General features: G+C 32.6%; 21 protein-coding genes. 10 read left to right on the plus strand and 11 right to left on the minus strand.

The window, feature by feature from the left end:
• Nucleotides 1–12 precede the first annotated feature (12 nt).
• Together mfd and SIB53_RS08895 are read left to right on the plus strand one after the other, a co-directional pair.
• Nucleotides 13–3519 carry a transcription-repair coupling factor gene (mfd, locus tag SIB53_RS08890; RefSeq protein WP_413677865.1) on the plus strand — a complete coding sequence of 1169 codons (3507 nt, stop codon included), beginning with the start codon at nucleotides 13–15 and terminating at the stop codon, nucleotides 3517–3519.
• A gap of 26 nt (nucleotides 3520–3545) precedes the next feature.
• Complete coding sequence (locus SIB53_RS08895) at nucleotides 3546–3794, plus strand: hypothetical protein (RefSeq protein ID WP_413677866.1); 249 nt, start codon at nucleotides 3546–3548, stop codon at nucleotides 3792–3794.
• 9 nt (nucleotides 3795–3803) lie between these two features.
• Here the strand turns inward: SIB53_RS08895 and SIB53_RS08900 are convergent, their stop codons facing one another.
• The 4 genes from SIB53_RS08900 to SIB53_RS08915 all read right to left on the minus strand — a co-directional run bounded on the left by SIB53_RS08900 (nucleotide 3804) and on the right by SIB53_RS08915 (nucleotide 6228).
• Nucleotides 3804–4112: a TlpA family protein disulfide reductase gene (locus tag SIB53_RS08900; RefSeq protein WP_413677867.1), complete on the minus strand. Its 309-nt coding sequence runs from the start codon at nucleotides 4110–4112 to the stop codon at nucleotides 3804–3806.
• Nucleotides 4113–4166: 54 nt separating this feature from the next.
• Nucleotides 4167–4817, minus strand: coding sequence for an SAM-dependent methyltransferase (locus SIB53_RS08905; protein WP_413677868.1), 651 nt, complete (start codon nucleotides 4815–4817; stop codon nucleotides 4167–4169).
• Between the two features lie 195 nt (nucleotides 4818–5012).
• A complete protein-coding gene (locus SIB53_RS08910) occupies nucleotides 5013–5621 on the minus strand; it encodes a DUF4335 domain-containing protein (protein WP_413677869.1) in 609 nt (202 codons plus the stop codon).
• A gap of 10 nt (nucleotides 5622–5631) precedes the next feature.
• Nucleotides 5632–6228 (minus strand): DUF3038 domain-containing protein, encoded by a 597-nt coding sequence (locus SIB53_RS08915; protein WP_413677870.1) that lies wholly within the window; start codon nucleotides 6226–6228, stop codon nucleotides 5632–5634.
• 81 nt (nucleotides 6229–6309) lie between these two features.
• On the opposite strand from SIB53_RS08915, the gene SIB53_RS08920 reads away from it, so the two are divergent.
• The gene (locus SIB53_RS08920; protein WP_413677871.1) at nucleotides 6310–6828 is read left to right on the plus strand and encodes an adenine phosphoribosyltransferase; all 519 of its coding nucleotides are present in this window, start codon (nucleotides 6310–6312) and stop codon (nucleotides 6826–6828) included.
• On the opposite strand, the gene SIB53_RS08925 is transcribed toward SIB53_RS08920, so the two are convergent.
• From SIB53_RS08925 to dapB, 4 genes are read right to left on the minus strand one after another with little or no spacing between them, the layout of a single operon-like run.
• The gene (locus tag SIB53_RS08925) at nucleotides 6825–7025 is read right to left on the minus strand and encodes a DUF2949 domain-containing protein (protein ID WP_413677872.1); all 201 of its coding nucleotides are present in this window, start codon (nucleotides 7023–7025) and stop codon (nucleotides 6825–6827) included. The genes SIB53_RS08920 and SIB53_RS08925 overlap by 4 nt on opposite strands.
• 12 nt (nucleotides 7026–7037) lie before the next feature.
• A complete protein-coding gene (locus SIB53_RS08930) occupies nucleotides 7038–8150 on the minus strand; it encodes an FAD-dependent monooxygenase (RefSeq protein WP_413677873.1) in 1113 nt (370 codons plus the stop codon).
• Nucleotides 8151–8183: 33 nt separating this feature from the next.
• Nucleotides 8184–8831 (minus strand): hypothetical protein, encoded by a 648-nt coding sequence (locus tag SIB53_RS08935; protein WP_413677874.1) that lies wholly within the window; start codon nucleotides 8829–8831, stop codon nucleotides 8184–8186.
• A 12-nt stretch (nucleotides 8832–8843) separates the two neighbouring features.
• Nucleotides 8844–9692: a 4-hydroxy-tetrahydrodipicolinate reductase gene (gene dapB, locus SIB53_RS08940; RefSeq protein ID WP_413677875.1), complete on the minus strand. Its 849-nt coding sequence runs from the start codon at nucleotides 9690–9692 to the stop codon at nucleotides 8844–8846.
• Nucleotides 9693–9806: 114 nt separating this feature from the next.
• Between dapB and SIB53_RS08945 the strand changes: the two genes are divergently transcribed.
• Entirely contained in the window at nucleotides 9807–13820 is a 4014-nt protein-coding gene (locus SIB53_RS08945; protein WP_413677876.1) for a magnesium chelatase subunit H, read from the plus strand.
• 7 nt (nucleotides 13821–13827) lie between these two features.
• On the opposite strand, the gene folP is transcribed toward SIB53_RS08945, so the two are convergent.
• Genes folP through SIB53_RS08960 form a run of 3 tightly spaced genes read right to left on the minus strand, consistent with a single transcriptional unit; the run spans nucleotide 13828 to nucleotide 15625 of the window.
• Nucleotides 13828–14607: a dihydropteroate synthase gene (gene folP, locus SIB53_RS08950; protein ID WP_413679150.1), complete on the minus strand. Its 780-nt coding sequence runs from the start codon at nucleotides 14605–14607 to the stop codon at nucleotides 13828–13830.
• A gap of 46 nt (nucleotides 14608–14653) precedes the next feature.
• The gene (gene tpiA / locus SIB53_RS08955; protein ID WP_413677877.1) at nucleotides 14654–15397 is read right to left on the minus strand and encodes a triose-phosphate isomerase; all 744 of its coding nucleotides are present in this window, start codon (nucleotides 15395–15397) and stop codon (nucleotides 14654–14656) included.
• 9 nt (nucleotides 15398–15406) lie between these two features.
• Entirely contained in the window at nucleotides 15407–15625 is a 219-nt protein-coding gene (locus SIB53_RS08960; RefSeq protein ID WP_413677878.1) for an RNA-binding S4 domain-containing protein, read from the minus strand.
• A gap of 38 nt (nucleotides 15626–15663) precedes the next feature.
• Here SIB53_RS08960 and SIB53_RS08965 point away from each other — a divergent pair, with 38 nt between their 5' ends.
• From SIB53_RS08965 to SIB53_RS08990, 6 genes are all read left to right on the plus strand, one after another.
• On the plus strand, nucleotides 15664–17400 hold the full coding sequence (locus SIB53_RS08965; protein ID WP_413677879.1) for an ABC transporter ATP-binding protein: 1737 nt from the start codon (nucleotides 15664–15666) through the stop codon (nucleotides 17398–17400).
• Between the two features lie 45 nt (nucleotides 17401–17445).
• A complete protein-coding gene (locus tag SIB53_RS08970; protein ID WP_413677880.1) occupies nucleotides 17446–17673 on the plus strand; it encodes a DUF6447 family protein in 228 nt (75 codons plus the stop codon).
• Between the two features lie 196 nt (nucleotides 17674–17869).
• Nucleotides 17870–18160, plus strand: a complete 291-nt coding sequence (locus tag SIB53_RS08975) for a DUF1330 domain-containing protein (protein ID WP_269605681.1) — start codon at nucleotides 17870–17872, stop codon at nucleotides 18158–18160.
• Between the two features lie 40 nt (nucleotides 18161–18200).
• Nucleotides 18201–18428: a DUF2862 domain-containing protein gene (locus tag SIB53_RS08980; protein WP_413677881.1), complete on the plus strand. Its 228-nt coding sequence runs from the start codon at nucleotides 18201–18203 to the stop codon at nucleotides 18426–18428.
• A 99-nt stretch (nucleotides 18429–18527) separates the two neighbouring features.
• Nucleotides 18528–18668: a hypothetical protein gene (locus tag SIB53_RS08985; RefSeq protein WP_413677882.1), complete on the plus strand. Its 141-nt coding sequence runs from the start codon at nucleotides 18528–18530 to the stop codon at nucleotides 18666–18668.
• A gap of 63 nt (nucleotides 18669–18731) precedes the next feature.
• The gene (locus SIB53_RS08990) at nucleotides 18732–19343 is read left to right on the plus strand and encodes a uridine kinase (protein ID WP_413677883.1); all 612 of its coding nucleotides are present in this window, start codon (nucleotides 18732–18734) and stop codon (nucleotides 19341–19343) included.
• Nucleotide 19344: the final 1 nt, after the last annotated feature.

Here is a 19344-nt window from a genome sequence, read left to right on the forward strand (position 1 = left end):
AAAAAAGAAATAGTGTCGTTAGAGTCAATAGCTAGGTATTTAGAAAATCATCAGTTAACAAATGAGTTGATTGGACGAACTAATAGAGATGAAAGATTAATTTTAACTGGGGCATCCCTTACAGCAAAAGCCCTAATAACAACTTCTCTTGCAAAAAAAGAATCCCAAAAGCTATTAATAATTGTTCCAACATTAGAAGATGCCACCAGGTGGTTTCCACTTGTGAGAAATTGTGGCTGGACCAAGACATGTTTATATCCTACTAGCGAAGTCTCTCCATATGATTCTATAGAGGTGAGTTCTGAAATTATTTGGGGGCAACTGCAAGTACTTAGCGATATACTTGAGTTAAAAGATAACGAAAATATTGCAATAATTGCAACAGAAAGGTCATTACAACCACATCTACCACCAATAGAATTCCTTAAATCAAAGTGTATTAAATTAAATATAGGTGATGAAATAAACCTAAGTAAACTATCTATTAAATTGAGTGAATGCGGTTATCAAAAATCTAATAAAATAGATCAAGAAGGAACATGGACAAGAAGAGGAGATATTATTGATATTTATCCTGTTAGTAGCGAATTGCCAATCAGATTGGAGTTATTTGGCGATCAATTAGAAAAGATTAAAGAATTTGATCCAATATCCCAAAGATCTTTAGATAAAATCAAGAATGTATGTATAACTCCAACAGGGTTTGATCCACTAATCATTAATAAGCTTAAATCAATTACTGATAAGGACATATCATGTTTATTTACAGATGATGAATACTCAGAATTAGTTAATTCTAATTCATTAAGATCAGCAAAAAAATATTTAGGAGTAGCATTCGCCAACCCTTCATCATTATTAAATTACCTAGATGATGATTCTTTTATTGTAGTCGATGAAAGATATCAAGGGTTATCTCACGGTAATGCCTGGTTTAATATAGTTAATGAAAGTTATGATGAAGTACTTTCAAAATCAGATAATGTAGATTCAGTAAAAAAATTACTTAAACCTAATCTTCATAACAGTATTGTTGATACATATGAATCTCTAAATAATTATAAAGGTATTGACCTAACTGATTTAGAAGATACTTCTTTAAAAAACAATGTTTTTAATATTTCTAGCAAACTTCATGAATGGCTACCTAATCAATACGGAAAAATTAGTTTATCATTTCAAGATTATATAAAAAATAAATATTCTATCTGGATAATATCAGCACAACCAAGTCGAGCTGTTTCGTTATTAGAAGAACATGAATGTATCTCAAAATTCATACCTAACAAGAATGATCTAAATGCTATAAAAAATATTATTGAAGACAAAATACCAGTAGCTATTAAAAATAATATTGAGGGTGAATTTGACGGCTTTATTCTACCAGCATGGAAATTAGCATTAGTAACTGATAAGGAATTTTTTGGTCAGCATAATATTTCTAGTATTGGTTATGTAAGAAGAAGAAAGCAATCTCAAAGTAAAAGAATAGATCCTAATAAAATGAAGCCTGGAGATTATGTGGTTCATAGAAACCACGGCATAGGCTTATATCAAAATATTCAAAAGATAACTATCAATGGTGAGAGCAGAGATTACCTTGTAATAAAATATATGGATGGAAAACTTAGTGTTGCTGCAGATCAACTTGGTAGTTTAGGTAGGTACAGGAATTCAAATTCAAAGACTCCTATAATCAGTAAACTAGGAGGAGCAAATTGGAGCAAAATAAAGGAAAAGGCCAAGAAATCTGTTAAAAAAGTTGCTGTTGATCTTATTAAGTTATACGCAGAAAGGTCCAAAGAAAAAGGATTTAAGTTTCCAAAAGATGGACCTTGGCAAAGTGAATTGGAAGACTCTTTTCCATATCCACTGACTCCTGATCAGGTAAAAGCTACAACTCAAGTAAAAACAGATATGGAGAGTGAACAACCCATGGATAGATTAGTTTGTGGAGATGTTGGATTTGGTAAAACTGAAGTTGCAATAAGAGCAATATTTAAAGCAATTACATCAGGTAAGCAAATAGCATTATTAGCACCAACAACAATATTATCTCAACAACACTGGAGAACTATTTCTGATCGTTTTGCACCTTACCCTATAAAGGTTTCCTTACTTAATAGATTTAAAAATACTAAAGAAAGAAAACAAATAGTAAATGGACTGAAAGATGGTCAAATTGATGCTGTCATTGGTACACATCAACTGTTAAATAAACATTTAGTTTATAAGGATTTGGGACTTCTAGTTATAGATGAAGAGCAACGTTTTGGAGTCAATCAAAAAGAAAAAATTAAAGAATTAAAAAAAAGTGTAGATGTATTAACTCTATCTGCAACACCAATTCCTAGAACGCTCTATATGAGTCTTTCTGGTGTTCGCGAAATGAGCTTAATAACAACACCACCTCCATTACGTAGGCCTATAAAAACTCATTTAGCACCACTTGATAATGAAATAATAAGAAGTGCAATATCACAGGAAATCGATAGAGGTGGGCAAATATTTTATATTGTTCCTCGAATTAATGGAATAGACGAAGTAGCAAATAAATTAAAAATAATGATTCCAAATGTGAAATTATTAATAGCACACGGTCAAATGGAAGAAGGCGAATTAGAAAATGCTATGCTTGCTTTTAATGCAGGAGAAGCAGATATATTGCTTTGCACAACTATTGTTGAAAGTGGATTAGATATTCCTAGAGTAAATACAATTTTAATTGAAGATTCTCATAAGTTTGGTTTATCTCAACTTTATCAATTGAGAGGCAGAGTTGGTCGTAGTGGAGTACAAGCACACGCTTGGTTATTTTATCCAATTGATGAGAAATTAAATGATAATTCAAAACAAAGATTAAAGGCCATAAAAGAATTTAGTGATTTGGGGAGTGGCTATCAGTTAGCCATGAGGGATATGGAAATCAGAGGCGTTGGAAATATTTTAGGTATTGAACAAAGCGGACAAATGGAAACAATAGGTTTTGATTTGTATATGGAATTATTACAGGAAACTATTGCAGAGATACAGGGACAAGATATTCCTTCTGTTGATGATACTCAAATTGATTTACCAGTTACTGCTTTTATACCTGGTGATTGGATAACTGATCCAGATGAAAAGATAAATGCTTATAGATTAGCCACCGAATGTGAAAACAATGATGCTTTAGTTCAATTTGCTAGTAACTTAATTGATAGATATGGAACCTTACCAAAGGCAGTTGAATCATTAATAGAAGTAATGAAATTAAAAATAATAGCCAAAAAGTGTGGATTCTCAAGAATTAGGTTGTCTAAACCAAATGTTGAGCTTGAAACCATGATGGATGAGCCTGCTTTTAAGTTACTAAGAAAAGGTTTAGCAAACCATCTTCACGGAAGATTTATTTATAAAAAAGGAGCTCGTTGCTCGACCGTAACTATTCGGGGTCTAGGTATATTGGATAGTGAAAAACTTCTAGATCAACTAAATGAATGGCTAAATTTAATGAATTCGGAAATAAATACTAATTAATAAATTATGCTACCAAAAAAATTACAATGTCAATCTTTCAATTGGTTGGCAATCAAGCTTTTAAATCGAAAAATTGCTATAGTCACTCAAATTTGAGTATTTTTACCTTGGGTGAAGTAATAGAAATCAGTACTAACCAGTATGGTTTAAGCCTTTTCAGCGGAATGATAAGTCTTTTAGCTATAGGGATATATACACTTTTGACCGTTGACGCAGGAAACGATGACGATGATTCCGATTCTGGAAGCGGTGGTTTGATGCAACCCGTGAATTAAATTATCAGATCAACTAGATATTAGGTTTGCAAGTCTTTCTCTAAAGTCACCCTTCGCAATTCCTCCTTTTAACTCACCAATAATTTTAAATTCTCCCTCAGGGTTATTAACTAATAGATAAGTCGGCCAACCCATACCTTCTTTAGTAGGATATTGTTTTAATAGTATTGGTCTATATTTTCTATAAACCAATGTATCCTGTAGTTTTACACTAATAAATTCAAGACCTAATTCACCAGCAACTTTAGAATCAAAGAAGCTCATCCTGTGACAAGTTCCGCAATCCTCAGAACTAAATTTAATTAGAGAACAGGGCATAAAAAAAATTTTATTACCAACTAATACTAAATATACCTATTAATAATAACTAGTTCAGTTATTAGACTTATTATTTCTTGCAATAACTGAAAAGAAAGGGTCACTATCTGCAGAATAAAAACCAAAAAGTTTTTTATCTTTTGTTTTTTCATTCAATATTGTTTCAATCCTCCACCCATTAGAAGTAAGAACACTTTGTACATACTCAATTCTTTGATCCTCTGACGAATAAGTCCAGATATTTGGAGCTTTGCTCCAAAATGCTCTATTAGTAAATGAGATTATCAATAAAGAATCAGATTTGATTATTCTTGATAGTTCTAATGAAACTTTTTCAGGATATTGAAGATATTGCCATCCTGCAACAATTAATCCAGCATCAATAGAAGAATCTTCAATTGGAAAAATTTGAGTCTTATTTAAATTTTGGACCCAGAACCTATCAAGTCTTTTATTAGAACCTAACTCAGCTTCATTCATTCCATGACCAATCACTTTTTTATATCTAATATTGGATGGTAAATGGCTTACCCAACTACTCATTAAATCAAGTATTACATAATGATCGAGTAGATACTCATCGTATAGTTTTGTAAGTCGAGTTCTAAATGAATCACTGAGGTGATGAACATATCTGGGTTCTCGATAAAAAATATTATCATCAGCAATATCGATTTTATCTCTATCATTTTTTGAAAGTTTCATCTAAATTAACTTTTTCTAAATTTTAATTGATTTTTGGATAATAATTAATATTACATAAAATATTGCATAAATTTTGATTTTCACATCTCTAAAGAATAATATTAAATATAGAACCAAAATGAAGAATATAAAAACATTAGACAATATCCATTATATATAAGTAAAGATAACAATATCTTATGATTATTATTATTATTATTCAGTTATTTCTGATGGGACTTCAATTTTGTTAATCGACTCTCTTAACTCAAATTTATTATTTATCGGAATTAATAGCAGAAAAGCACTGGAAGATAGAAATATAATAATAGCATAAAACAAATTAAAATCTCTCTTAGATTTTGGACCACTTGAATAAATATATCTTTTACTAAAAGGCCTATCAATATTTATATTCCAGCTTAGATTAAATCTAGGATCAAATCTTAAAAGATCTAGACATCTGGTTAAATCAGACAATTCAGAGTCATCTAAAATAATTTCTAAGGGCTTAACCTCTTTCTTTGTACTCTTCAAGAGAACTTTATGAAAACCACCAAACGGTGAAATTGTCACAATATTTTCATTAGATATAAAAGTTTTACGGATTCCAGAGATATACGATCTTGAATATTGGAGAATTACTTGCATTAAATTCTCAAGATGTAACTTCTCTCCTTCCAATAGAGGTGAACCAATAATTTTTAATGTCCATGAAGATAAAATTCCAATAGTATTTTCTGAATCTCCATTAGATACATCTGGCATCCCTGCGACTACAAGTGAAGAAGAATTCTGATCAAACCTATAAGATAAATTAATCATTTATATATCCTTATGATTGATTATACAATGAAGCTTTTAAACGATAAGCTCCACCTCTTCCACAGGATAAAGATAGGATAACTAATAACTCTCTAAAAAATTCATTACTATCATCATTTAATATCGTTGATATATAACTTCGTTGTAAATTCATCCTTGCCTTAATAAGTGACTTGAGACGAGTACTAAATAAAAACCATCGTTCTTGATTAAGTGCCTTAGATTCTTTTGAGGAAAGTAATTGCCGAATAAGTGGATAAAGATTTTCTGCCATTGATGATATAAGTTCAACAAGGGAATTAATTTGGTCGTTTGATAGCGTTGAAAAAGTATAAGTTTTTCTAAAAGGGTTAGAGCATCTTATCTTCCATAATTGTACTCGACTAGAGAAATCAACTGGCAAGCCAATATTCCTGGCCTTCAATAAAAGGGAATCGGTCGCATTAATTTGAAGAGTTTCAATAACTAAAATAAGAAAATCGAGTTTTTTTGGAGCATCATTAGCCATAACACAATTCTCAAATCTCATGTCGGCTGTTGTGTCGTGATTTTTTGTGGAATTGTTGATGTATTCATTTTGCTTAGCGTCTAAAAAGGATTTATTCATAGTTTAAATAATGACACTAGTTTGATATTTCGCTAGTTTTATTGTTAGTTTTATAAAATCGCACACCAATATTTGTAAAGGATGGAAAATTTTAAAAAATATATATCAGAAACAAATAATTTTCCAACAGAAGGAATAGTCTTCAAAGACATAAATCCAATTTACAAAGAGCCGAAGATATGGAATGAATTAATGTTGCCTCTTCAAGAGCTAATTTCTAAAAAAACACCAGATTACATAGCAGGAATTGAATCAAGAGGATTTATATCTGCATCGGCTTTAGCATTTAAGCTTGAGATTGGTTTTATTCCTATTAGAAAGCCAAATAAATTGCCTGGTAAAGTAAAAGGGATTGATTATAAGCTTGAGTATGGTGAAGACAGATTAGAGATACAGCAAAACTCTATCGAAAAAGATAGTAAAGTAATAGTAATTGATGATCTGCTAGCGACAGGAGGTACAGCAGCAGCAGCAGGAAAGTTAATAAGAGAAGCAGGGGGAACTTTACTTGGATATGCTTTTCTTGTAGAACTTACCCAACTAAAAGGTAGAAATAATCTAGATTCTAATTTATTTGTAGAAAGTTTAATAAAGTACTAATTATCTTTTAACCAAAAAAGTATAATATTTAACTGCGTCAGAGAAATTAAACCATAGCTCCACATTACAATAGGTAATGGAGAGTTTTCAAAGCGAGCTCGTTTAATTCCTAATTCCAATGCATTCTGATTTATTCCAAGCTTATCAATAATAAAATTACATAATTCATCGGTAGGTGGATTAATAGTATTTTTCATTATAAAAAAGATTCAAAATCCATTTGTCATTATATTAAGGAGAAATCTTCTTAATATAACTGATTTTTTTAAGATAAAGAAGATTAAAGCTCTAGGGTAAAAAAACACATTAATATTACTTCTAGAATATCTAACTAAACTATCAGTCAGAATAGAAATAGATAGAACATCAAGGAATCTTGATATAGAGTAGATAATTGGAATAAACAAAATATTATTTTTTAATAAAGGTATGGAAATTAAGGATGCAAGGCTATCAACATCCCGCCAACAAAGATTTAAACCTTGGCCACCAACAGGATGAATAGTATGCGCCGTTTCACCTAAATATATATATTTACCTGAAAAAAAAGAATAATTTAAAAGAAATCTTATGGGATAGGATTTAGGATCATCAATCATTGTATCTGGCTCAATACCGTGTGGAAGAATTGTTGAAATATAATCTAAAAATAATGTCTTAGATAGACTCATATTATAAGTAGCTTTTGCTATGGATTGACTACATATAATTTGAAATAAATCCCCACCTAGTGGCAAAACTGCAAATGGTCCCTCAGAATGTAATATTTCAAAAGCTTCATTAGATTTTACACCCCTTAAAAGAACCTTAGCGGTTATGCAAATTTGATCATAATTAAATTTATATGAAGGAGTTTTAAGTTTCTTCTTAGTATTAGAATTTGATCCATCTGCTACAACAATTAGATCATAATTATTAGTATTAGGAATAATTGATGTAGGTATTTTATTAATATTATCAAAATTAGATATAAATTCTAAAATGGAAAGCATCATATTTTTATGTTCTGCAATCCAACCTATGGCTGAATATTTTTGCTCTGAAATTCCTAAATCATTGATAAGGAAATGAAACTTATTTTTTAATTCATAGTCAATAACATTGAGATATTGGAAGGCTACCAAGTCTTCAACTATGTAAGGCCAAAGACCAATTTTTTCTAATATATTTCTTGAGGAGTGTGTTATGGCATATGTTCGATCTCTATTTATAAGTTCTTGGTCAGATAGTCTTTCATATAAATCAACTCTACAGCCAGCTTTTGCTAATGATATTGCTGCCAAAGATCCAGTAAGTCCAGAACCAATAATTGCTATATTCATAGGGCTTATTATATCATTTATAAAAAAAATTACTTAATCAAAAATTCTCATATTAACAAATTCCTCAAAAGCTGGACGAAGAAGAAATGGATAAGAGCCTACCCATAAATTTATATCTGGACACCACGCATCACTTATCGCCTGAATCCTTTCAAAATCTCTTCTATTACTAAAAACAACGCAATTAATTCTCATTCCTTTAGTAAGTATATTGAACTTATTTTGTAATGGAAAACTTATATTACCTATAAAGCCGTCTTCATCTTCTATATCCAAAACCACCCATGTTCTTTTTTTCTCTAGTACCTCTAATCTGCCATCCTTATTAGCTTGTTCCTGTTGATTCTCTACTCTGTCTTCAACATAAACATCAGAAATATAACCATCTACCAATGCTGAGAAGGAGAAACTTTTAAACTTTGAATTTTTTCTACTGGCTTCAAGAATTGGTCCCCATAATATATATAAAAGAAAAATTACGCCTAATACCAACCATAAAGAGTAAAACTGACTTGTTACTTGACTCTGGCTAATTAGCAAAGTAATTACACCTCCAATAGCTGAAATCATAATCCGTTGAAAAACCTTCTGAGGATTACCTAGGGCTGCATTAAATTGCTTCCCTGTTGCTACTGAAGGGATCAATTTATTTATCTCATTGGGTTTAATCGGAAATAGCATATGTATAAATAACTATAGGATTTTCTCTAGCCCATAAACCAATTGATTGAAAGATCTAATTTTTTTAACCACCAACAACACTCCAGGCATATAAGCAGAACGGTCAATAGTGTTATGAGCTAATTCATAAGTCTCTCCATTTGAACCAAACATGACTTGTTGATGAGCTATAAGTCCAGGTAATCTTACCGAGTGAAGCCTTAAGCCACTAGGACGAGAACCACCCCGAGAACCTTCTATAGATACTTCTTCGTTTATTAAAGATTGATTAAAATCTGAGCGTTGCACCTCCATCAATTCAGCTGTTTTAATACAGGTTCCACTTGGTGCATCAGCTTTTTTGTTGTGATGCATTTCAGTCAATTCAGCGAACTCATAAAAACGAGCTGCGGCTGCGGCTGCTTGCTGAAGTAAAACCATACCTACTGAAAAATTTGGAATAATCGCTGAACCAAGTGAAGCCTTTTCTGCAAATTTAGATAAATCTTCTAATTGATCTGTAGTTATTCCAGTAGTTCCAATTACAGGATGAACACCATAAGCAATTGATGTACGTGTGTGTTTATAAGCAGCTTTAGGATGTGTGAAATCAACTAATACAACACCATTATTTGATCCATCTTTTGGGACATTCTGACTTGCCGCGCACAAAGAACCTTCAAAATCGCTTGAGAGAAATACATCAAGGGGTTCCATACCTAATAGTGAGCCTATATCTTGACCTTCTTTATCCTTCTGATTATCAATTGCGCCAACAAGTTGATAATCTTTCGATGAATTAATTGCTTTAACAACCTCAGATCCCATTCGACCTAAAGCTCCTGCGACTAAAACTGGTATGGATTGATTAGCAGAATTCATTGAATTTCTTTTTTTACAATCATATTTGATATCCCTTGTAACACGCATTAACTAAATAACACACTAAAGGGCCACTGAACACTAGGCTTGGTCGAATTCCGATAGCAGAAAAAGATGTTTACACAGGTTCGCTCAGCCAATCGCAGAGTTTCACCTGTCGAGAATCACAGCCATAAAGCAGTGATGAAGGCCGTTTATGTGGTTCTAGAGCCTCAATATCAAAATGCCCTTACACAAGCTGCAACGTCTTTAAATTCTCAAAATGGGCCTATTGGAATTGAACTTAATGGATATTTAATTGAAGAACTTAGAGATACAGCCAATTATGAAAGCTTTAAACAAGACATAGAAAAAGCTGATTTATTCGTTGCTTCATTGATTTTTATTGAGGATTTGGCGCAAAAAGTTGTAGAAGCAGTTGAACCTCATAAGGAAAGTCTTAAAGCGGCAGTGGTATTTCCATCAATGCCTGAAGTGATGCGATTGAACAAATTGGGAACATTCTCAATGGCCCAGTTAGGCCAAAGTAAAAGCATCATTGGCGATTTCATGAAGAAGAGAAAGGAAGCAGGTGGTGCGGGCTTTCAAGATTCAATGTTGAAACTTCTAAATACTCTTCCCTCAATTCTTAAGTATCTGCCGGTGGACAAGGCTCAAGACGCTCGTAGTTTTATGCTTAGTTTTCAATACTGGTTAGGAGGCACTCCGGATAATCTTAGAAACTTCTTACTAATGCTTGGAGACAAGTATGTATTTCCAGAATTAAATATAGAAGAAGAGAAAATTGACGTTGCAGAGCCAGAAGTTTTTCCAGATTTGGGCATTTGGCATCCTTTAGCGCCAGATATGTTTGAAGATAAAAAAGAATATTTAAATTGGACAGCTTCAAGAGATGATCTTTCAAATAAGGCTAAAGAAGGTCCCGTAATCGGTCTTGTACTTCAAAGAAGTCATATTGTTACTGGAGATGATGCTCACTACGTCGCAATTATTCAAGAACTAGAGTATCGGGGAGCAAGAGTCATACCTATTTTTTGTGGTGGATTAGATTTTTCTAAGCCAGTAAACGAATTTTATTACGATCCAATTAACCCTGACAAACCAATTGTAGACGGGGTTGTCTCTCTTACAGGTTTTGCACTTGTAGGAGGTCCTGCAAGGCAAGATCATCCAAAAGCAGTGGAAGCTTTAAAGAAATTAAATCGACCTTACATGGTTGCTCTCCCACTGGTTTTCCAAACGACACAAGAATGGGAAGGTAGTGATCTGGGTCTCCATCCAGTTCAAGTAGCACTACAGATTGCAATACCTGAATTAGATGGAGCTATTGAGCCAATAGTTTTGTCTGGACGAGATGATGCGACTGGCAAAGCTCACACACTTCAAGACAGAGTAGATGCAATAGCTGAAAGAGCTATTAGATGGTCATCACTAAGAATTAAAAAAAGAGACCAGAAGAAATTAGCTATTACTGTCTTTAGTTTTCCACCTGATAAAGGAAATGTTGGAACAGCTGCCTACTTAGACGTCTTTGGCTCTATTTATAGGGTTTTAGAAGAAATGAAACAGAAAGGTTATGACATAAAAGATATGCCTAAAAATCCCAAAGAGCTAATGGAGACATTAATAAATGATCCTGAAGCTTTACAAGGTTCTCCTGAACTCTCCATAGCTCACCGAATGAGCGTAAAAGAATATGAAAAATTGACTCCCTATTCTGAAAGGCTAGAAGAGAACTGGGGTAAGCCACCAGGAAATTTAAATAGTGATGGACAAAATCTTCTTATCTATGGAAAAGAATTTGGGAATGTCTTTGTTGGAGTACAACCAACATTTGGATATGAAGGCGATCCTATGAGATTGCTTTATTCCAGGAGTGCTAGTCCTCATCATGGTTTTGCAGCTTATTACACTTATTTAGAAAAAGTTTGGAAGGCAGATGCTGTTCTGCATTTTGGTACCCACGGATCACTTGAATTCATGCCTGGGAAACAAATGGGGATGAGTGAGACTTGTTATCCTGATTCATTAATTGGTGGTTTGCCTAATCTTTATTACTACGCAGCAAATAATCCTTCTGAAGCAACAATCGCAAAAAGAAGAGGATATGCATCAACAATTAGTTATTTAACTCCCCCTGCTGAAAATGCTGGACTTTATAAAGGTCTAAAAGAGCTTGGAGAATTAGTTGGTTCTTATCAGCAATTACGAGAAAGTGGAAGAGGAATTCAAATTGTTAATGCAATAGTTGAAACATCAAAGAAATGCAATCTTGATGAAGATGTAAAACTACCTGAAAAAGATGCCTCTGAATTAGAAATAGATGAAAGAGATTTGATAGTAGGAAACGTTTATAAACAATTAATGGAAATAGAAAGTCGACTATTACCTTGCGGTTTACATACAATTGGTAAACCAGCCACTGCAGAAGAGGCTATTGCAACATTAGTGAGCATCGCATCAATAGAAAGAGAAGACGACGGAATCAGGTCTTTACCTGGTTTATTAGCTGAATCAAAAGGAAAAACCATTGAGGAAGTCTACGAAGGAAATAACAAGGGAAAATTAGATGATGTTGAACTTAATAAGTTAATTACAGAAACATCAAGAGAAGCCGTTGGTTCAATGGTTAAGTCCCTAACAGGAAGAGATGGGCGAGTAAACATGAAAAAGAATATTTGGACCTTAATTGTTGAGTTCTTAAGAGGAATTGGTTTTTCAATACCATCTCCATGGCAAGCATCAGCTAAGAAAGCAGGTTTTCAAAATGTAAATACCAATTCACTGGATAAATTGTTTGACTATTTGAGATTTTGTTTAGAGCAAATTTGTGCTGATAAAGAAATGGAGAGCCTATTAAAAGCTCTTGACGGAGATTATGTTATTCCTGGCCCAGGTGGAGATCCGATAAGGAACCCTGGAGTATTACCGAGTGGAAAAAATATTCATGCCTTAGATCCCCAATCGATACCAACAGTAGCGGCTGTGGCTTCAGCTAAAGGTGTTGTTGACAAGCTTATTGAAAGACAAAAAGAGGAGCAAGGTACATGGCCGGAAACAATTGCTTGCGTACTTTGGGGTACTGACAACATTAAAACCTATGGAGAATCACTTGCTCAAATCCTTTGGTTTGTAGGTGTAAAACCTAAGGCAGACTCTGTTGGAAGGGTCAATAAATTAGAGCTCCTATCTCTTGAGGAATTAGGAAGACCAAGAATTGATGTAGTAGTTAACTGTTCTGGTGTATTCAGGGATTTATTTATTAACCAAATGGCATTGATTGATCAAGCAGTAAAATTGGCTGCTGAGGCAGATGAACCACTTGATCAAAATTTTGTAAGAAAACATGCCCTCGAACAGGCAGAAAAGGAAGGGAAAAGTATAAGGGAATCTGCAAGCAGAGTATTCTCAAATGCAAGTGGAAGTTATAGCTCGAATGTCAATTTGGCAGTAGAAAATTCAACATGGGAAGAAGAAAATGAGTTACAAGAAATGTACCTTTCAAGGAAAACCTATGCTTTTAACGCGGATAATCCAGGAGAAATGAATCAGAACAGAGATGTATTTGAATCTGTTATGAAAACAGCTGACGTTACTTTCCAAAACCTTGATTCTTCAGAAATATCACTCACAGATGTAAGTCATTATTTTGATTCTGATCCAACAAATTTAATTAAAAATCTTAGAGATGATGGTAAAGCTCCCAGTAGTTACATAGCAGACACAACTACAGCTAATGCTCAAGTTAGATCATTAAGTGAAACAATTAGATTAGATTCTAGAACAAAATTATTAAACCCAAAATGGTATGAAGGAATGCTTAAATCTGGATATGAAGGCGTAAGAGAAGTCTCAAATAGACTTAATTACACATTAGGGTGGAGTGCAACTAGTGGCCAAGTTGATAATTTTGTATATGAAGAGTCAAATGAAACCTTTATAAATGATCCAGAGATGAGGAAAAGATTAATGGAGTTGAATCCACATAGTTTTAGAAGAATAGTTGGTACATTATTAGAAGTTAATGGTAGGGGATATTGGGATACATCCGATGAAAATATTGAACAATTAAAAGAACTATATCAAGAAGTTGAAGATAGAATTGAAGGAGTTAATACAGAAGATTAGTTATATATTAAATAATTGACTTGGTCATGATTATAACCTGAGAAATTTGCTTAATATCATGAACTCTTAAAATATCAACTCCAGCAATAACACATCTAGAAGCTACTGCCGCTGTTCCAAATATTCTATTATTGGGGTCAGATTCATTAATAACTGACCCAATAAATCTTTTTCTAGAAGCTCCTATTAATACTGGATAATTCATAGAAACAAATTCATCTATATTTTTAATCAAAGTTAAGTTTTGATCAACATTCTTTGCAAAACCTATTCCAGGATCAATAATGATTTGCTCATTTTTTATACCTTTCGATACTGCTAAATCTATTTGATTTAACAATTCATGTTTCACATCTATTACAACGTTTGAATATGTAGTTAAAGAATCCATTGTCATACTATTTCCACGACTATGAGTCAAAACATAAGGACAATCTTTATCAGCAATTACACTAAAGATTTCTGGATCATGACGACCACCACTGACATCATTAATCCAATCGGCACCAGCATTGATTACTTTCTCAGCGACAGAATGATGAAAGGTGTCTACAGAAATTGGTATTTCGGGATGTATTAATTTTAATTCTTTAATTAAAGGAACCAATCTTTTAATCTCAATTTCGGCTCCAACCTCAGATGCTCCAGGTCGTGTGCTCTGTGCCCCAATATCTAGAATGTGTGCTCCTTGTTTAATACATAATGAAGCATGATTAATTGCAGACGGTAAGTCAATATAAAGTCCACCATCACTAAATGAATCCTCAGTGATATTTACTATTGCCATTAAGTGGGTTTCTCTTGCCCAATTATCTGGCAGATAATTATTTTTATTATTTTGTTGTTTCGTAGTTAGCAATTCTCGCAAAATTTGTAGGATCTAAAGAGGCACCACCAACTAATACACCATCAATATCTGACATAGACATAATTTCATCAATATTATTTGATTTAACTGATCCACCGTACTGAATAATTACATCCTCATAACCAGTCCATTTACGAATCAATCCACAAATTCTATTTGCTTCATTGGCTTCACATGTTTTCCCAGTTCCTATTGCCCAAATTGGTTCATAAGCGACTATGAGCCTTTTTACATCAATGCCTTCAAGGCCTTGATCAACTTGCCTTCTAATAACTCTTTCTGCTTCACCCAGCTCTCTTTGTTCAATAGTTTCCCCAACACAAACAATTGGAATTAATTGATGATCTTGAGCCGATTGAGCTCTCTTATTAATTTGTTCATCACTTTCACTGAAATATTTTCTTGGCTCACTATGTCCAACAATTGCATATTCAACAGAAAGCTCGTTAAGCATTAGAGGAGAAACCTCGGCTGTATAGGCTCCACTATCCTCCCAATGAACATTTTGGCTAGATAAAGAAATATATTCGCTTTGGTCCTTAATGAACTCAGAGAGAGGGTATAGGGCTGTAAATGGGGGTGCAATGACAACATCCCTACCTTTTTTTGGTATACCTTTCAATAATGGGATCAATACCCGCATATACTCTATCGCCTCGCTACAAGTCATGTTCATTTTCCAATTCCCTGCGATGACTGTTTTACGCACGCTAGCTCCTCATTTTTCGCTTCTTGCCAACTTACGGCCTAGAGGATCAGAATTTGGAACAATGTATGTTTCATTTGCAAAAATAATTTGATCACCATCAATTAATTTTCTACCTCTTCTTTTTTCAACTATGCCATTAACTGATATTTTTCCTGATTTAATAATCAATTTTGCTTCTCCTCCAGTCTGAACGATCCCAATAAATTTTAGAAATTGATCTAATTTCATTTACATGCATTTAAATTAAACATTGATAGTTTGATGGAATGAAACAAAAAAACAAAATAAATTTCATTTACCTGATTCAGAGACTTAAGGGACATTTGCCAATTTTGTTGCTGGGTGGAATAAGTATGTTTGTATACGTAATTTGCTGGCCGATACTCGCATGGCTATCAGGAAGATTAATTCCTGCAATTGGTCAAGGAAATACAAAACAAGTTTTAACAGTAATTTTACAAGCCCTAATTATTTTTATAATTCAAAAAACGGCACAATATTTGCAAGACAGTCTCCTTGCAAAACCCGCATTAGCATTAAGCCAAGATCTTCGAACAACACTTTTTAGAAAACTTCAAAAAAGTAATATCCTTTTCATAGAAAAACTCTCATCAGGAGATATTGCGTACAGACTTACAGAAGATGTTGATCGAGTTGGAGAAGTTATTTACAAATCTATTCAAGATACGACACCATCCATATTTCAATTAATAGCAGTATTTGGTTACATGATATTAATTGACTGGAATTTATCACTTGCAACAATCATATTAGCTCCATTAATTGCATTATTAGTTAGTGACTTTGGAGGAAGAGTCTTAAAAGCATCCGAAAAAAGTCAACACAAAATTAGCTCCTTAGCAGGTTTGCTTTCAGAGGCAATTCAAGGACTACCCATGGTTAAGGCATTTGCAGTAGAAGAGTGGTTGCAAAATGATTTTGACAAACAAGTTGAATTACATAAAGAAGCTAAATTTAATATGCTTAAACTTGTAGCTCTTCAACATCCCATAGTTGGATTAATAGAAGTAATAGGTATTTTAAGTATCCTTGCAATCGGAACTTATAGAATACAAACTGGAGGCATGTCTAACGAAGAATTTGGCAGTTATTTTACCGCATTAATAATGTTAATAGATCCAATTAGCCATGTAACTACAAACTACAACGAATTAAAGCAAGGTCAAGCATCCCTAAGAAGATTAAATGAAATAACAACTAATCCACCAGAAATATCTATCTCTGATATTGGTATTGTTCCTAAGCAAATAGAGGGAAAGATAACATTTAGGAATGTATTCTTTTCGTATAATTATGATAATAATGTCATTAAAGATATAAATTTAGATATAGATAGTGGTAAGATAATGGCATTAGTTGGCCCTTCTGGAGCTGGTAAAAGTACAATCTTTTCATTAATATTAAAATTCATAGAACCAGATAAAGGGTCAATATTTATTGATGAATACAATTTGAATAAAGTAAATACAAATTATTTAAGAAGATTAATTGGCATAGTTCCACAAAAAACATTTATATTTTCAGGGACCATTGCAGAGGCAATAAGATTTGGAAGGCCGACAACAAGGGAAAGAATTGTAAATGCTGCAAAAATTGCAAACGCCCACGATTTTATTGAACAATTGCCAGATGGCTACGAAACTTTTATAGAAGAAAGAGGTACTAATCTTTCTGGAGGCCAACTGCAGAGAATCTCAATTGCAAGGGCGTTACTAGGAGATCCAACAATTTTATTACTAGATGAAGCTACTAGCGCTTTGGATGCGGAAGCGGAAGAATCCGTCCAAAAAGGACTTAAACAAGCTATGCATAGTAGAACAGTTTTGGTAATAGCTCACAGGTTATCTACCATACAAAAAGCAGATAAAATTGCGGTGATTGACAAAGGAAAAATATGTGAAGTAGGAAACCATAATGAATTGATTAACCGGCAAGGAAGATATAAAGAGTTTTGCGATAAACAATTAATTAATACCTTATAAGAATAAAATCAATGCTAAAATATCTATCAAATATATATTAAATTAATGTCAGAGAGCACTTCAAATGAAAGGGAAGCAATTCTAACATTCGAGGATAAAAAATATGATATTAAAAACTTGCCAAAAGAAGTACGGGAAATCGTTAAAGGGATGCAAGTTGCAGATGCACAATTAAGGATGCATGAAGACACCCTGAAAGTACTAGCAGTCGGCAGGCAACATCTTGCGATGCAGTTAAAAGCAAAACTCGAAACAATAAATCCTATAAATTAGTGAAATAAAATATTATCAACCCATAATAAGATCTAATCATAAAATATATCTAACTTGAATAAAAAACCAAATTTACTCCAAAGCCCTCATTAATGAAGAATAGTAAATATACTTATAAATTAAAAACATTAATTAATTACCTTTGCCCCCCATAAGTCGACCAAGCCGTGAGAGAATCTAAAGAAAAGATAAAGAGATGGGAACTAAAGGCTATTGGCTCAAGCAGGCCAAAATTGAGAGTACAGCACAATTCATTGAATACGTAAAAACTGTGGTTCCATGGCTTAGATCAGTTGGTGGAACAATAATTGCTAAAGATGTAAATCAAAATTCAGATTTAAACGAATGGGATGGTGGTCAATTAGGAGTAATAGTAGAATTTGAATCTAAAGCTGCAGCTCAAAAGGCATTTAACTCATCAGAATTTCAAGAATATATAAAATATAGTGGAATTGAAAATCAATTATCACTATCAATAATTGGATAACTGAATTATCCTTGAACATGAATTAATAACAGACCTAATTATGATAAAAGATTCTTCAACTCTTCAAAAGGGACAAAAATTAAGAGTTGAAATAAATGAAGTTAAAGATCGATTACCACCAAATATTCTAGAAAGAATAAGAAAAGAGCCCGTAGTAGAACTAGTTGGATATAAAATGGTAGATGGAAATCAATTTGGCTTAGTAGTTAAACTTACGAGTGGTGAAATTAATTGGTTTTTCGAAAAGGAATTATCTGAAATAATGTAATTTATACCTAAATTGATTATTAATATATGACTAAAAGCTACATATCAACATAACAAATTGATTAATAACGTATATTGAAAACAACTAAATGAAAAGATTATGCCCTACAACCAAATAACAGTAGTACTAGGTGGACTTATGCATATTCCTGTAATAATAGGAGTTCTAAGATTTATTGAAAACAGATTTAATAATAGAAACTGGACTACAGAAGAACTTAATTACAATAAAACAGTCTGAACCTACTTCATTAAAGTTCAAATTTAAAATTAGACTATATAAACATAAGAAATAAATTAAATAATGAAAACCATCGTAATCACAGGACCATCTGGCTCTGGTAAGTCATATTTGAGTAATAGATTATCTAAACTATTTTATGATTCAATATTAATAAAAACAGATTCATATTATAGAGATAATTTATTAATCCGATTTTTATCAATATTTCTATATGATATTTATGATAGGCCTATTAGTATCAAGAAATATAAAATACACAATATACTTAGATCTATAGTTAATAAGGATAAAATAATTTCAATTTATAAATATGACTTTAAAAGAAAACATTCCTCCCAATCCAAAATAGGAATGAACTATCAAGGAGATAATCAATTCATAATATTAGAAGGAATATTTGCTCATAGATTAAATTTGAACTATAACAATACTATAAATATTGTATGTGAAGCAAAAAAAGAAACCTGCTTTAAAAGAAGACTGAAAAGAGATCAGATAGAAAGAGCTAGAAATACAAGAGAAGTCAATAAAAAATTTAATAAGTCATGGTCTTTATTTTATGGAAATGTTCAAAACTTTCTAAATAAAAATAAATTCATTGCAGTTAATCCAGTTGATAAAATATCCTACGACAAATTAATTTTTAATTTAAAAAGCCTACAAAAAAACTAAG

Origin of the sequence: Prochlorococcus sp. MIT 0916 (assembly GCF_047305155.1) — a bacterium.
In the GTDB taxonomy this organism is placed as follows: domain Bacteria; phylum Cyanobacteriota; class Cyanobacteriia; order PCC-6307; family Cyanobiaceae; genus Prochlorococcus_B.

Excerpts from the sequence above, each read along its gene's own strand:
- SIB53_RS08990 (WP_413677883.1), top strand. The coding sequence starts at position 18,732 with ATGAAAACCATCGTAATCACAGGACCATCTGGCTCTGGTAAGTCATAT.
- SIB53_RS08910 (WP_413677869.1), bottom strand. The coding sequence starts at position 5,621 with ATGATTAATTTATCTTATAGGTTTGATCAGAATTCTTCTTCACTTGTA.
- SIB53_RS08920 (WP_413677871.1), top strand. The coding sequence starts at position 6,310 with ATGGAAAATTTTAAAAAATATATATCAGAAACAAATAATTTTCCAACA.
- SIB53_RS08960 (WP_413677878.1), bottom strand. The coding sequence starts at position 15,625 with ATGAAATTAGATCAATTTCTAAAATTTATTGGGATCGTTCAGACTGGA.
- dapB (WP_413677875.1), bottom strand. The coding sequence starts at position 9,692 with ATGAATTCTGCTAATCAATCCATACCAGTTTTAGTCGCAGGAGCTTTA.
- SIB53_RS08980 (WP_413677881.1), top strand. The coding sequence starts at position 18,201 with ATGATAAAAGATTCTTCAACTCTTCAAAAGGGACAAAAATTAAGAGTT.
- SIB53_RS08965 (WP_413677879.1), top strand. The coding sequence starts at position 15,664 with ATGAAACAAAAAAACAAAATAAATTTCATTTACCTGATTCAGAGACTT.
- SIB53_RS08975 (WP_269605681.1), top strand. The coding sequence starts at position 17,870 with ATGGGAACTAAAGGCTATTGGCTCAAGCAGGCCAAAATTGAGAGTACA.
- SIB53_RS08970 (WP_413677880.1), top strand. The coding sequence starts at position 17,446 with ATGTCAGAGAGCACTTCAAATGAAAGGGAAGCAATTCTAACATTCGAG.
- SIB53_RS08925 (WP_413677872.1), bottom strand. The coding sequence starts at position 7,025 with ATGAAAAATACTATTAATCCACCTACCGATGAATTATGTAATTTTATT.
- SIB53_RS08985 (WP_413677882.1), top strand. The coding sequence starts at position 18,528 with ATGCCCTACAACCAAATAACAGTAGTACTAGGTGGACTTATGCATATT.
- SIB53_RS08915 (WP_413677870.1), bottom strand. The coding sequence starts at position 6,228 with ATGAATAAATCCTTTTTAGACGCTAAGCAAAATGAATACATCAACAAT.
- SIB53_RS08935 (WP_413677874.1), bottom strand. The coding sequence starts at position 8,831 with ATGCTATTTCCGATTAAACCCAATGAGATAAATAAATTGATCCCTTCA.
- SIB53_RS08895 (WP_413677866.1), top strand. The coding sequence starts at position 3,546 with ATGTCAATCTTTCAATTGGTTGGCAATCAAGCTTTTAAATCGAAAAAT.
- SIB53_RS08945 (WP_413677876.1), top strand. The coding sequence starts at position 9,807 with ATGTTTACACAGGTTCGCTCAGCCAATCGCAGAGTTTCACCTGTCGAG.
- SIB53_RS08905 (WP_413677868.1), bottom strand. The coding sequence starts at position 4,817 with ATGAAACTTTCAAAAAATGATAGAGATAAAATCGATATTGCTGATGAT.
- folP (WP_413679150.1), bottom strand. The coding sequence starts at position 14,607 with ATGGCAATAGTAAATATCACTGAGGATTCATTTAGTGATGGTGGACTT.
- SIB53_RS08900 (WP_413677867.1), bottom strand. The coding sequence starts at position 4,112 with ATGCCCTGTTCTCTAATTAAATTTAGTTCTGAGGATTGCGGAACTTGT.
- SIB53_RS08930 (WP_413677873.1), bottom strand. The coding sequence starts at position 8,150 with ATGAATATAGCAATTATTGGTTCTGGACTTACTGGATCTTTGGCAGCA.